Annotated in this window: 10 protein-coding genes; 1 reads left to right on the forward strand and 9 read right to left on the reverse strand. The window is 74.6% G+C overall.

Features of this window, described 5'->3' with window-relative positions; all coding sequences use genetic code 11:
• Window positions 1-58 precede the first annotated feature (58 nt).
• Entirely contained in the window at window positions 59-1147 is a 1089-nt protein-coding gene (locus tag F1C15_RS09655) for a hypothetical protein (protein WP_185234443.1), read from the reverse strand.
• Between the two features lie 253 nt (window positions 1148-1400).
• Between F1C15_RS09655 and F1C15_RS09660 the strand changes: the two genes are divergently transcribed.
• The gene (locus F1C15_RS09660; RefSeq protein ID WP_185230861.1) at window positions 1401-2204 is read left to right on the forward strand and encodes a nitroreductase family protein; all 804 of its coding nucleotides are present in this window, start codon (window positions 1401-1403) and stop codon (window positions 2202-2204) included.
• 196 nt (window positions 2205-2400) lie between these two features.
• Here the strand turns inward: F1C15_RS09660 and F1C15_RS09665 are convergent, their stop codons facing one another.
• The 8 genes from F1C15_RS09665 to F1C15_RS09700 form a co-directional block, all read right to left on the reverse strand.
• The gene (locus F1C15_RS09665; RefSeq protein ID WP_156370173.1) at window positions 2401-2553 is read right to left on the reverse strand and encodes a hypothetical protein; all 153 of its coding nucleotides are present in this window, start codon (window positions 2551-2553) and stop codon (window positions 2401-2403) included.
• Window positions 2550-3320 carry an ABC transporter ATP-binding protein gene (locus F1C15_RS09670; RefSeq protein WP_185230863.1) on the reverse strand — a complete coding sequence of 257 codons (771 nt, stop codon included), beginning with the start codon at window positions 3318-3320 and terminating at the stop codon, window positions 2550-2552. The genes F1C15_RS09665 and F1C15_RS09670 overlap by 4 nt, the downstream gene beginning before the upstream one ends.
• On the reverse strand, window positions 3317-5293 hold the full coding sequence (locus tag F1C15_RS09675) for a hypothetical protein (protein ID WP_185230865.1): 1977 nt from the start codon (window positions 5291-5293) through the stop codon (window positions 3317-3319). The genes F1C15_RS09670 and F1C15_RS09675 overlap by 4 nt, the downstream gene beginning before the upstream one ends.
• Window positions 5275-5736, reverse strand: a complete 462-nt coding sequence (locus tag F1C15_RS09680) for a lactococcin 972 family bacteriocin (RefSeq protein ID WP_185230867.1) — start codon at window positions 5734-5736, stop codon at window positions 5275-5277. The genes F1C15_RS09675 and F1C15_RS09680 overlap by 19 nt, the downstream gene beginning before the upstream one ends.
• Before the next feature lie 314 nt (window positions 5737-6050).
• Window positions 6051-8711, reverse strand: coding sequence for an ATP-dependent Clp protease ATP-binding subunit (locus F1C15_RS09685; RefSeq protein ID WP_185230869.1), 2661 nt, complete (start codon window positions 8709-8711; stop codon window positions 6051-6053).
• 275 nt (window positions 8712-8986) lie between these two features.
• Window positions 8987-9475: a hypothetical protein gene (locus tag F1C15_RS09690; protein WP_185230871.1), complete on the reverse strand. Its 489-nt coding sequence runs from the start codon at window positions 9473-9475 to the stop codon at window positions 8987-8989.
• Between the two features lie 146 nt (window positions 9476-9621).
• Window positions 9622-10506, reverse strand: a complete 885-nt coding sequence (locus F1C15_RS09695) for a Rieske (2Fe-2S) protein (protein WP_056058472.1) — start codon at window positions 10504-10506, stop codon at window positions 9622-9624.
• 204 nt (window positions 10507-10710) lie between these two features.
• The gene (locus tag F1C15_RS09700) at window positions 10711-12183 is read right to left on the reverse strand and encodes an APC family permease (protein WP_185230873.1); all 1473 of its coding nucleotides are present in this window, start codon (window positions 12181-12183) and stop codon (window positions 10711-10713) included.
• Window positions 12184-12488: the final 305 nt, after the last annotated feature.

The raw sequence follows: 12488 nt of genomic DNA on the forward strand, positions 1-12488 counted from the left end.
CCCGCCGCGGCAGGGTTCCCGTGCGAGAAGGGGGTTCTCGGGAGCAGAGCGCCGAGGGTCAGCGAGCGTCGATGGAGAACTGCACCGGCTCGGGCAGGTCGCCCATGCTGAGCGTGTAGGTCGTCACGACGCCCGCCGGAGCGGCCAGGTCGAGCGTGATCGACGTGCCCCGCAGCCAGCTGCCCGTCACGAAACGACCGCGCGCGTCGGTGATCATGAAGCTCGCGAACGACGAGCCGTGGACGGTCACCGAGGCCCGGCCGTCGACGATGTCGCCCACGACGACGTCGCCGGGAGCGGGCGTCCCCGGCTCGACGGGATCGACGGGGTCGACGGGGTCGACGGGGTCGACCGGATCGATCGGGTCGACGGGGTCGACGGGGTCGATCGGCGTGACCGGGCTGGTCCCGGTGCGGTCCAGGACGACATCGTGGCTCTCGACGACCGTCGTGCCCTGACGGACCTTCAGCGTGTACGACGTCGAGGTGCCGTCCGCCGCCTCGAGGGAGGCGCGCGACGTGCCGTCGGTGCCGAAGCTGCCGCTGAACGCGAAGCGGCCGTCGGCGTCGTAGATGCCGAAGGTGTGACCGGCGGGGCCGGTGAGGGCCAGCTGGGCCCAGCCGCCCTGGAAGGCGGACACCGACCACGAGGCGAGGCCGTCGCCGGGCGCCCCGGGCTGCTCGGGGCCGACGGGCTGCTCCGGGTCGACCGGGAGCTCCGGGTCGGCGGGAGTGCCGGGGTCGACGTCGGACCGCGGGTCGACGCTCCACTGCGAGAGGTACGGCACGCCCCCGACGACGGAGCGCACCTCGAAGTGGTTCTCGCGGTCGTTGGCGATGCGGATCGACACGGTGCCGCGGCCCGTGCCGTCGAGCAGGACGCGGGTCTCGACCCCTCGCTCGTTCGTGAACACGACGAAGGCGTCCGGTGCGCCCTGAACGGCGACGTCGACGGCGCCGTCGCTGATCGACACGACGGTGACCGCGGGGCGCTCGGCCGTCCCGCTGGTGTCGATCGAGCTGGCGGCGGCCGCGGTGGCGGTGCCGGCGGTCGGCGCGGGCGCGGCGAACGCCGGGCCGGCGACGAGGGAGGCGAGGACGACGCCGGTGGCGCCGATCGTCGCGAGGCAGGCTTTCTTGGGGGGCATGGTGCTCCTTGGATCAGGCGTGCCGGAGTGGCATGCTGACCGGAATGCTACACATCGCATTCCGCCCCCGCTGAGCGGACGCCCTGTCGCGCACCAGTCCGCGCCGCGCACAGGGGAACGCCCTCCTCCGCCACGGGTGGGGCAGGGGAGGGCGTTCCGGCCGCGAGGGTCCAGGTCTCGCAGCGACGCGTCGACGGACCGTCGTTCGCTCCCTGCGCGGCGCGCTCCGCGCCTCCGCCCGGCAGGCGGGCTGATGGACTTCGTCGAGGCCGTCCGTCGCCGCCGCACCACCAACGGCCACTTCACGAGCGAGCCGGTCAGCGCGGCCGACCAGCGCCTCCTCATGGAGCTCGCCGGTCGCGCCCCCAGCCAGCTGAACAGCCAGCCGTGGCGGTTCGTCCTGGTGGAGTCGCGGGAGACCATCGAGGAGGTCGCGCGGATCAGCGGCGAGAGCATGACCGAGTCGATGTCGGACGGCACCTTCTTCGAGCGCTACAAGCCGTTCTTCCGGTTCAGCCGCGCCGAGATGGAGCGTCGCCGCGACGGCATGCTCTTCGACGAGCTGCCCGCGCCGCTGCGCCCGTTCACGGGGCAGGTGTTCACGAAGCGCGGCCAGGTGCTGATGAACGCGCTGCGGGTGCCGCAGACGCTCGGCGCCGAGAACCGCGCCCTCGTCGCCGGCTCGCCGCTGCTGCTCGGCGCGATGCTCGACCGGTCGACGTACCGGCCCGACTCGCTGACGTCGTTCTACTCGACCTTCAGCCTCGGGGCCGCGATGGAGAACCTCTGGCTGGCGACCGGCACGCTGGGGCTCGGCATCCAGTTCGTGTCGTTCCCGATGGAGCGGCCCGAACGCTGGGCGCAGGTCGAGCGGCTGCTGGCGGTGCCCGACGACCTCGAGCTGATGGCGGTGTACCGGATCGGCCACGTGCCTCCCGAGCGGGTGCGCCCGGCGATCGACTGGGTCAGCGACGAGCGGCGGCGGATCTCGCAGTACGTCTTCTGCGAGGACTGCCGCACGCCGCAGACGGGGTGGGACGAGCCGCCCGGGGCGTGACCGCCGCGGTCACGAACCACGTCCTCGCCCCCGAACCACGCCGCGGCGGGGTTCCGCTGCGAGGACGTGGTTCGTCACGGTGCGGCGGGCGGCGGACGGCGGGCAGTGGCGGCGGGAGGCTGCCGCGAGCGCACGAGAGCGGCGCCGCCCTCGTGGGGGCGACGCCGCTCTGGCGTGGTGGGGCGAGGGCCGTCGACTAGTTGTCGGTCGACTCCGAGTCCTTGTCGTCGTCGACGAGCCCGGCCTTCTTGCCGTCGGGGAGCTCCTCGGTGTACTTCGCCTGCTCGTCGGTGATCTCGGTGGATCCGTCGGGGGCGGTGGACGGGGTGGTGTCGTCGGTTGCGCTCATGCCCCCGACGATACGCCCGCGGCCGCGCGAGCGACCTGATCCGCGCCTCCCAGCTCGACGACCACGTCGCACCACTCCGCGACGACGGGGTCGTGGGTCGCGACGACCACGACGGTGCCCTCCCGGCGCAGCTCGTCGAGGGCGTCGAGCACCAGCTCGCGCCCCGTGGCGTCGAGCGCCGAGGTCGGTTCGTCGGCCACCACGAGCGCGGGGCGGTGGACGAGGAGGCGCGCGGCGGCCACCCGCTGCTGCTCACCGCCGCTGAGGTGGCCGGTGACGTCGTCGCCCCGTCCGTCGAGCTGCAGTCGACGCAGCGCGGCTCGCCCCCGCGCCCGTCTCGTCTCGCGGCTGACCCCGTGCGGGCGTACGACGTCGACGTTCTCGCGGACGGTCCACTCCGGCACCAGGCTGCCGTGCTGCAGCAGGACGCCGCACGTCTCACGGAGGTGTCGGCGCAGGGCGCGGCTCCTCGCCGTGCCGACGGCGGAGCCCGCGACCGTCACGGTCCCCGTGGTCGGGGCCCGGAGACCCGCGATGCACGCCAGGAGGGACGACTTCCCGCTGCCGTTCGGCCCCGTCACCGCCACCGCGGCACCCGGCTCGGCCGTCAGGTCGAGGCCGCGCCACAGGTCCCGGCGCCCCGTCCGCAGACCGAGGCCCGCCACGACGAGGGGGGCGGTCGGCCCTCGGGACGGTGCGGGAGGCCCGGGAGGCGCGGTGGCGGTCGTCGGCACCGGCGTCGGCCGGCCTCGGTGCGGGTGGGTCACGGGGTCTCCTCGGAGGGCAGGGCGGCGGCGGTGGGGGACGGGCGCGCAGGGCGGCGACGTCGGGCGGCGAGGAGCGCCGCGCCCGCGAGGGCGACGTGCAGCCCGACGGCCGCGCCGGTGACGACGAGGGCGTCGGCAGGGCCGTCGGCCCGCGCGACCGTGAGACCGAGCGCGCAGGCGACGGTGGTGAGGCCGGTGCCGACGACGACGTGGGGGAGGTCGACCGACCAGTCCGAGCGTCCGACGGTCGCGAGGAGCAGCCGACGCCGACGGGTGCGCGTGACGTGCGCCGTCGTCGCCACGACGAGCCCGGCCGCGAGGGCGAGCCCGCCGAGCCCGGCCGCGAGGACGACCAGGCGCTGCTCGGCGAGCACCTCGCGGGCGGCGCGGGCGTAGCCGTCACCGACGGTCTCCCACCCGTGGACGAGTGGCAGCACGCCGACGTCGTCGAGGGCCGCCTCCACCGAGGTGCGGTCGTCGAAGACCACCCGGCCGTTGAAGGCGGCGGTCGCCAGCACGTCGTCGGGCAGGTGCACCAGGGGCACCTCGACGATCACGGTCGGCGGCCCGTCGACGGGGGAGAGGCGCAGGGTCGCTGGGTCGGGCACGACGACGCCGGGCGGCAGGGTCTCGAGGCGAGCGCCGAGCGGAGGCAGCACGTCGCCGGTCGTGGTCCAGACCATCCGGAGGTAGGCGACGACGTCGGCGGCGAGGGCCCGTGCCGCCTCGGGGTCGCCTGCGGTCTGCACGACGACGACGTCGTCCCCGTCGCCGTGAGGCTCGCCGGTGCCGGTGCCGGTGCCGCCCCGGGCGGTGACGAGCGCGCCGGGAACGGTGTCGGGGTCGTTCATCGTCGCCCTGCCGGCGGCGATCTCGTCACGGGCCACCCGGGCGAGCGCCCGGTCGAACTCGCGGTCGTCCGCTCCGGCGAGGCCGACGCTCAGCACGGACCCATCGTGCAGGTCGAGCTGCGCCGCGGAGGAGGTCGCGACACGGTCGGCGGCGTCGGCGGCGCGCTGGCCGAGGGTGACCTCGCCCGCCACGACCGCGACGAGGGCGACGTGCAGCGCGATCGGCACGACGAGCGCACGCCGGCGGCTCCCTGCTCCGGTGCTGGCTGAGAGCAGCCTCGACGGCCGGGGTCCGTGCGCCGCCGTCGCTCGACAGAGGAGCAGCCACGCTGTCGTTCCGCCCCAGATCAGAGCGATCACGGGCAGGACGAACTCGGGTCTCCGGAGCCCGCCGATGCTCCACCAGAGAGCCAGCACGAGCAGCACCGAGCCGAGGGCCGCTCCTGCCAGGGGCGATGCTGCCTCCCGGAGCTCGGCGACGAGGGCGCGTCGTCTGGTCCACCCGACGAGCGCGCAGACCAGGCGGCGTCGGCGGCCGCGCTCGGCCTCGACGCCGGCAGCACCGAGGGCGACGAGCATCACCGTCACGAGCAGCCCGGCGACGGAGGGCACCGTGACCAGCGCCCGGAGCTCGTCGAGAGGCCCCACCGTCGCGTCCGCCGCGGCGAAGCCGGCGCTGTCGAGAGCGGCGAGGAGGGGGCTCGGGTCGTCCGCGTCGGTCACGTAGAAGCCGCGGGGGTCGAGGTCGAGCCAGGAGTCGTGGTCGGCGAGGGTCCACCGCACCCAGGGGCCCAGGGGCTGCCCGGCTCCGCCGGTCAGGGGATGGACGAGCGAGTCGCCGACACCAGCGCCGGGCGAGTCGTCCGGGGTCATGCGGGCGACCTGGTCGCCCGTCGACGTCACCGCCCGGAGGAGTTCCTGCCGTGTCGCGTCGTGCCCGAGGTCCGGCGGCGTCTCCAGGACGACGACCCCGGTGCCCCGGCCGCCGCTCCCGCCGCTCCCCCAGGTGTCCTGGCCCTCGGCGGCGGCCAGGGCGACGCCCGCGGCGAGCGCGTAGGCCGCCACGACGGCGATCACCGTCGTGGCGGCCGTGCGCCGACGGGTCAGAGGACCGCCCACCACGCCGTGTTGTTGCTCTTGCTCTTCGCCCGCACCGCGTTGGCGAGGTAGGACGGCGCGGCGTTGCCCGAGCGCAGGCACTGCGTCTGCCCGTTCGCGCAGGCCGTGGCCCGGTGCGTCCTCGAGTAGTGCTGGTACTTGGCGTACACGGTGGAGGACGTCACGCCCCACTCGAAGTACCCGCCGCCCACGTACGTCGACCCGAGTGTGGAGAACTCGCCGGCCGGCATCATGCCGGACTCCGCCTCCGTGCCGGTGGTCGCGGCCGTGGTGGCCGACTCCGAGGTCGACGTCGATGTCGACGTCGAGGTCGCGGTCGGGGTCGACGCCGGGGCGGGAGCGGCGACCGCAGGTGCGAGCCCCGCGCCGAGCACGAGCGCTCCCGTGGTCGCGAGGGTGGCCAGGCTCCGCCCGACGGTCGTCCCGATGCTGCTGACACTGGTCATGATCACCCGTTCCTGTCTGCTCGACCGACCCTCGATCGTGCATACATACCCTGACATTGAAACCAGGAACGTCACAAGGTCGGCGGCTGTCTGATGCAGGGACACGGGGAATGCGAGAGAGATCCGTCGTCGAGGAGCCGGGTGGCGCGGCTCCGGCCTCGTCATCCGGCGGATCACGCTCAAATTCGAGAAGAGAGCGCGAGAGCAGGGTCACGGCGGCGGACGCAGGGAGGCGCGGTGCCGGTCAGACCGACACCGCGCCTCCCGCAGTCCCGCAGCCGCGACCGCAGCCGCGACCGCAGCCGCCCCCGCGGCTACGCCGCGCTCGCGACCTCCGCCGCGACGGGGCGGGCGACGAGCTCGCCGTCGCCTCCGACGCTGACCAGCACGCGCCCGCCGGCCGCGACCGCGCCGGAGACCATCAGGTCGGCGAGCCGGTCGTCGACCTCGCGCTGGATCGTGCGGCGCAGCGGCCGGGCGCCGAACTCGGGCTCGTAGCCGTGGTCGACGATCCAGTCGGTGGCCGCGTCGTCGACCTCGACCGCGATGCCCTGGGCCTCGAGGCGACGCGAGGTCGCCCCGAGCAGCAGGCGCACGATGTCGCGCAGCTGCGCCCGGTCGAGCTTGCGGAAGAGCACGATCTCGTCGATGCGGTTGAGGAACTCGGGCCGCATCGCCTCCCGCAGCTTGCCCATGACGCGGTCGCGCAGCGCCTTCTCCGACCCGAAGCCGTTCCCGGCCGCGGGGTCGGAGCCGACGGGCCCGGCCGGCGTGAAGCCGAGGGCGCCGCCGCGCGAGGCGAGGAACTCCGAGCCGAGGTTCGACGTCATCACGACGACCGTGTTGCGGAAGTCGACCGTGCGGCCCTGGCCGTCGGTCAGCCGGCCGTCGTCGAGCACCTGCAGCAGCAGGTTGAACACGTCGGGGTGCGCCTTCTCGATCTCGTCGAGCAGGATCACCGAGTACGGGTTCCGCCGCACGCGCTCGGTCAGCTGGCCGGCCTCGTCGTAGCCGACGTAGCCGGGAGGGGAGCCGACCAGGCGGCTCACCGTGTGGCGCTCGCCGTACTCGCTCATGTCGAGCCGGATCATCGCGCCCTCGTCGCCGAAGAGCGACTCGGCCAGGGCCTTCGCCAGCTCGGTCTTGCCGACGCCGGTCGGCCCGAGGAAGAGGAACGACCCGGTCGGGCGGGCGGGATCGCCGAGGCCCGTCCGGCTGCGCCGCACCGACTTGGCGATCGCGGTGACCGCGTCGTCCTGGCCGACCACCCGGGCGTGCAGCTCCTGCTCGAGCAGGGCGAGCCGCGAGCGGTCGCCGTCGGTGAGGCGCGCGACCGGGATGCCCGTGGCGCGGGCGACCATCTCGGCGACGTCCGCCGCGGTGATCTCCGTGCCGACCGCCTCCGTCCCGACCGCCGCCGTGCCGACCGCCGTGCTGTCGGCGTGACCGCTCCCGACCGCCGCGGCCAGCGACTCCTGCACGGCCTCGATCTCGTCGCGCAGGTGCGACGCCTCCTCGTAGCGCTCCGCGGCGACCGCGGCGTGCTTCGACGACTCGAGCTCGGCGAGCCGGGCCTGGAGCGCCGCGGTGTCGACCCGGCCGCCGAGGCGCAGGCGACGACGGGCGCCGGCCTGGTCGATCAGGTCGATCGCCTTGTCGGGCAGGAACCTGTCGCTGACGTAGCGCGCCGACAGCTCGACGGCCGCGCTCAGGGCCTCGGGCGCGTAGGCGACGCCGTGGTGCTCCTCGTAGCGCGGGGCGAGCCCGGTGAGGATGAGCACGGCGTCGTCGACGCTCGGCTCGGGCACCGTGACGGGCTGGAAGCGGCGCTCGAGGGCGGCGTCCTTCTCGATCGTGCGGTACTCCTTCAGCGTCGTCGCACCGATGAGGTGCAGCTCGCCGCGGGCGAGGCGGGGCTTGAGGATGTTCCCGGCGTCCATGGTGCCGTCGCCGTTGCCGCCGGCCCCGACGACCGTGTGGATCTCGTCGAGGAAGACGATCAGCTCGCCCTGGTGGGCGGCGATCTCGTCGACGACCGTCGTGAGGCGCTCCTCGAAGTCGCCGCGGTAGCGGGTGCCGCTGACCATGCCGGCCAGGTCGAGCGTGACGACGCGCTTGCCCTGCAGCAGCTCGGGCACGTCGCCGTCGACGATGCGCTGGGCGAGGCCCTCGACGATGGCGGTCTTGCCGACGCCGGGCTCGCCGATCAGCACCGGGTTGTTCTTCGTGCGGCGCAGCAGGATCTCGACGGTCTGCTCGACCTCGTCGGCCCGGCCGATCACCGGGTCGATCTCGCCGCGACGGGCGCGGGCCGTGAGGTCGCTGCCGTACTGGTCGAGGGTGGGCGTGCCGGAGTCGCGGGCCGGGTCGCCGGCACCGGTCGCGTCGGTGCCCGTGCCGGCTCCGCTCCCGGCCGCGCCTGCGGCGCCTCCCGCGGTCGACCCGCCCGTCGGCGACCCGTCGCGGACGAACGCCTGGAGCGCCTGCGGGGTGATGCCCGCGGCGGCGAGCAGCTGCCCGCTGACCGACTGCTGGTCGACGACCAGCGAGAAGAAGACGTGCTCGGGGTCGACGTAGGTCGAGCCGAACGCGCGGGCGGCCTGCGCGGCCTGGAGCAGGACGCGCTGGGCGGCCGGGGTGAGGGCGACGGTGCTCGGGGTGTCGGACGAGGGGCCGGGGAGGCGGCTGTCGACGGCTCGGAGCAGGGCGTCGCGGTCGACGCCCGCGTGGCGGACGACGTCGGCGGCGGGCGACTCGTCGAGGAGCACCCGCAGGACGTGCAGGGAGTCGACCTCGGCGTGGCCACGGCTGGTGGCGAACTCGCCGGCCCGGGTGACGAGCCCGTGGGCGGCGCTGCTGAGCAGGCGCGAGATGTCGACGGGGCGTCCGGTCTGACCCGACCGGGCGCCGTTCATGAGGCGGGCGAGGAACTCGTCGAACGAGCCGCCGTCGCCGGAGCCGAACTGTGCAGGCATGGGACCTCCTGGGGAAACTTGAGTGGCTGCGACTCAAGTAAACGCAGGGAGCCCCGGGTCATTCCCGGTCGGCGGAAGAAGTTGAGCGGAGGCGACTCAACCCGCCACGTCAGATCGCCGGGCGGCTCCCCTCGCCGCCCCCGCGCCTCCGGCCCCTCCGCCCTCTCGACCGCTCCGTGTCGCAAATGCCGACCATCAGCGCCGCAATACCGGGTTTTCCCCCTGTTGCGATCCGACCGAGCCTGCGATGGTCGGCATTTGCGACAGGGAGCGGGTCAGGAGCCGGTGCGGGCGCCGGCGAGGTGCTCGTCCGTGGCGCCGTCGGGCCCGGCGGCGGCCTCGGCGCCGCTGGAGTGCGCGCTCGCCTTGCCCTGGTCGTCGCCCTCGGCGCCCTCGGCGTCGGCGCCCGGCGCGTTCGCGAACTCGGCGCCGTAGCTCTCGCTGTCGAGGTCGGGGATGTCGAGCATCTCCTGCGGCCAGGCCGGTCGGGAGGGCTGGAGGCGCAGCGTCGCCTCCTCGAGGTCGCGGATGACGTCCTCGTCGACGGGCTCGTCCTGGCTGTTCTCGACCGGGGTGGAGAACACCTGGCTCGCCGGGCCGATGAGCAGGTGCGCGTAGGCCTTGCTGCCGCCCTCGGTCACGACGGGCACCGACACGATGTCGGAGGTGTCGGCCTCGGCGAGCGCCCTCGCGTAGCGGAGCACGGCCTTGCAGGTGCGGTCACCGACCAGCATGTAGCTGCCGGAGTAGTGGAGTCGTCTCATGGGATCGACCGAACCACGAGGGGCCCGGCCGTGCTCGCCCTTGCTCGCGGGGCGTCCGTGCACTACGCGCACCGCGCCTCCGGCGGGCTCCCCACCGCCCCGGAGCGGGAGCGAGGGCCTGCCGGAGGCGCGGGTCGGCCGGGCGGTCAGCCCGCGTCGGGCAGCCGCACCTCCACCGTGCCGTCGACGACGCGGGTGTCGAACCGCGGCTGCGGCGACGTCGCCGGACCGTGCACGACCTCGCCGGTGCGCATCGAGAAGACGCTGTCGTGCCAGGGGCACGAGACGCAGGCCTCGCCGGGCTTCCCCGCGTCGGTGACGAGCTCGCCCTCGGAGAGCGGGCCGGAGAGGTGGCTGCAGACGCTCGAGAGCACCTCCACCTCGTCGCCGCGACGCAGCGCGACGAGCGGCTGCCCGTCGAGGTCGAGGCCGGTCAGCTCGCCCTCGGGCAGGGCGTCGAGGCGGGTGACCTCGTGCCAGCCGGGCGAGACGAGGTGCGGCACGTCCTCCGCGTGGTTCGCGCCGACGGCCTGGCGGTAGGCGAGGTGCCCGCCGATGAAGCCGCCGAGGCCCACCGCTCCGAGGCCCGCGAACGAGAGCACCTTGGCGCTCGTCTGCTTGCCGCGCAGCCGCTGCAGGTAAGAGGCGCCGTAGAGCGCGGTGCCGACGAGGTTGGCGGCGGAGTGCACGAGCCCGGTGCGCTTCTGCTGCTCGTGCGTGGCCGACCAGTCGGCGAAGCCGGCCAGGGCCGACGGGGCGACCGCGAGCACGCCGGCGCCGACGAGGGTGCGGGCGGGGCGCTCCTGGCCGGGCATCAGGTCGAGGAGGGCCGCGCTGATCCACGCGCCGGTCGGCACGAGCACCATCACGGGGTGCAGCGGGTGGCCGGCGGGCACGCCGTGCAGCAGGTCGCGCAGCGCCCGGGGCTTCAGCACGGCGTCGACGACGCCGGCCACCTTCTCGACGAGCGGGTCGAGCCTCTTCTCGCGCTCGACCGCCTCGAGTGCCTTGACGATCCTGAGTTCGCGCATGGTGCCTCCTCCGCCCTCGCGGGCTGTCGTGCGCCGCGGCTGCTGTGCCGCGGGCGGTCGTGCGGTCGGTGGTGCGGTCGGTCGTGCCGTTCCGTGTCGTGCCGTGCCGTGCTCCGAGTCGACACCGACGGGGCGCCGGGTGCCCGGCCCGGGCCGGAACTGTTCGCGTCGCGGACGACGCGCGGTCGGTGCGGTCCGGGCGCCTCAGGCCCGGTCGGCGCCGGTGCCGCTGCTGGTGCCGGTGCCGGTGCCCGCGCCGCTGCCGACCTTGGGGCCGCGGCGGCTGCCGAGCTTCGCGAGCAGGTAGAGCACGACGCCCGCGGCGAGCATGATCGCGCCGAACAGCCACACCTGGGCGCTCTGCTGCGTGAGCAGCAGGACGCAGGAGGCGACGCCCAGCACGGGCACGGCCGTCCAGACCCGGAAGTGCTCGTGCTCGACGCGGTCCTTCCGCAGCACGAGCACCGCGACGTTCGTGCTGATGAACACGAAGAGCAGCAGCAGCACGACCGTCTCGGCGAGCGTGCCGATGTCGCCGACGAGGGTGAGGCCCATCGCGACGGCCGTGGTGACGAGGATGGCGGCCCACGGCGTGCGGCGCTTCTCGAGCACGGCACCGAGCGGGCGGGGCAACAGCCCCTGCTCGGCCATGCCGTAGGTGACGCGGCTCGACATGATCATGGTGAGCAGGGCGCCGTTGGCGACCGCGATCAGCGCGATGAGGCTGAACAGCCACGAGGGCACGGCGACGCCGCTGGCCGCGACGACGTCGAGCAGGGGGCCGGTCGAGCCGCTGAGCTCGTCGGCGGGCAGCGCGATCGCGCTGGCGAGGCCCACGAGCACGTAGACGACGCCGGCGGTGGCGAGGGCGCCGAACAGGGCGCGGGGGTAGACGCGGCGGGGCTCGCGCACCTCCTCGGCGATGTTGGCGCTCGTCTCGAAGCCGACGAACGAGTAGTAGGCGATGATCGCGGCGCCGAGCGTCGCGATCGCCGGGTCAGCGTCGGCCGGGAACTCGCCGACGCGGCCGACGTCGCCGCCCCCGCTGCCGAGCATCACGGCGACGACGACGATCACGATGACGAGGCCGCTCACCTCGATCACGGTCATCACGACGTTGCCCTTGAGCGACTCGCTGATGCCGCGGGCGTTGAGGCAGGCGACGAGGGCGAGGAAGGCGATGGCGGTCGGCACGGTCGGCAGGTCGACGAAGGTCGACAGGTAGTCGCCGGCGAACGCGAGCGAGAGGCCGGCGGCGCTGACGACGCCGGCGGCGAGCATGCTGAAGCCGACCAGGAACGAGACCACCGGCTGACGGAACGCCCTCTCGGCGAAGATCGCCGCGCCTCCGGCCTTCGGGTACTTGGTGACGAGCTCGGCGTACGAGCCCGCGGTCAGCAGCGCGAGCAGCAGGGCGAGCAGCAGCGGGGCCCAGAGCGCGCCGCCGACCTCGGCCGAGAGCGTGCCCATGAGGGCGTAGATGCCGGCGCCGAGCACGTCGCCGAGGATGAAGAGGTACAGCAGCGGGCCGGTGATCGCCTGCTTGAGCTTCGAGCCGCCGGCGGCGCCGTCGGCGCCCGGGGTGCCGGAGTCGCGGGTCGAGCCGGAGTCGCGGGTCGAGCCCTCGGGACGGGCCGGCTCCGAGGAGGCGGCGGCGGGTCGGGCGGGCGTGGTCATGTGTCCTCCTGGCAGCGGGCGCCGTCGGGACCGGCCGTCCTGTCGGCCGCGCCCCGGCGTCCACCGAGGCAACCACCGGCCCTGCACGCGGGGCCTCATCGCGTCAGGGGCTTGCGCCGCGCGGCCGCCGTGTGCTGAGCCTGCGCGGGGTGCACGGGTCTGTCGCCGCCCGTCTCGCGTCGGACCGGGTGGTGTGGGCAGTGCGGCGGGTCCGTGTCCCCGTGGGCGGGTCAGCGCCGGCCCGCCCACGAGGACACGGACCCGCCCGCTCGCGAGGGGCTCGGCCCGGCCGCGGCACGGCGGCC

This window comes from Frigoribacterium sp. NBH87, assembly GCF_014217665.1.
In the GTDB taxonomy this organism is placed as follows: domain Bacteria; phylum Actinomycetota; class Actinomycetes; order Actinomycetales; family Microbacteriaceae; genus Frigoribacterium; species Frigoribacterium endophyticum.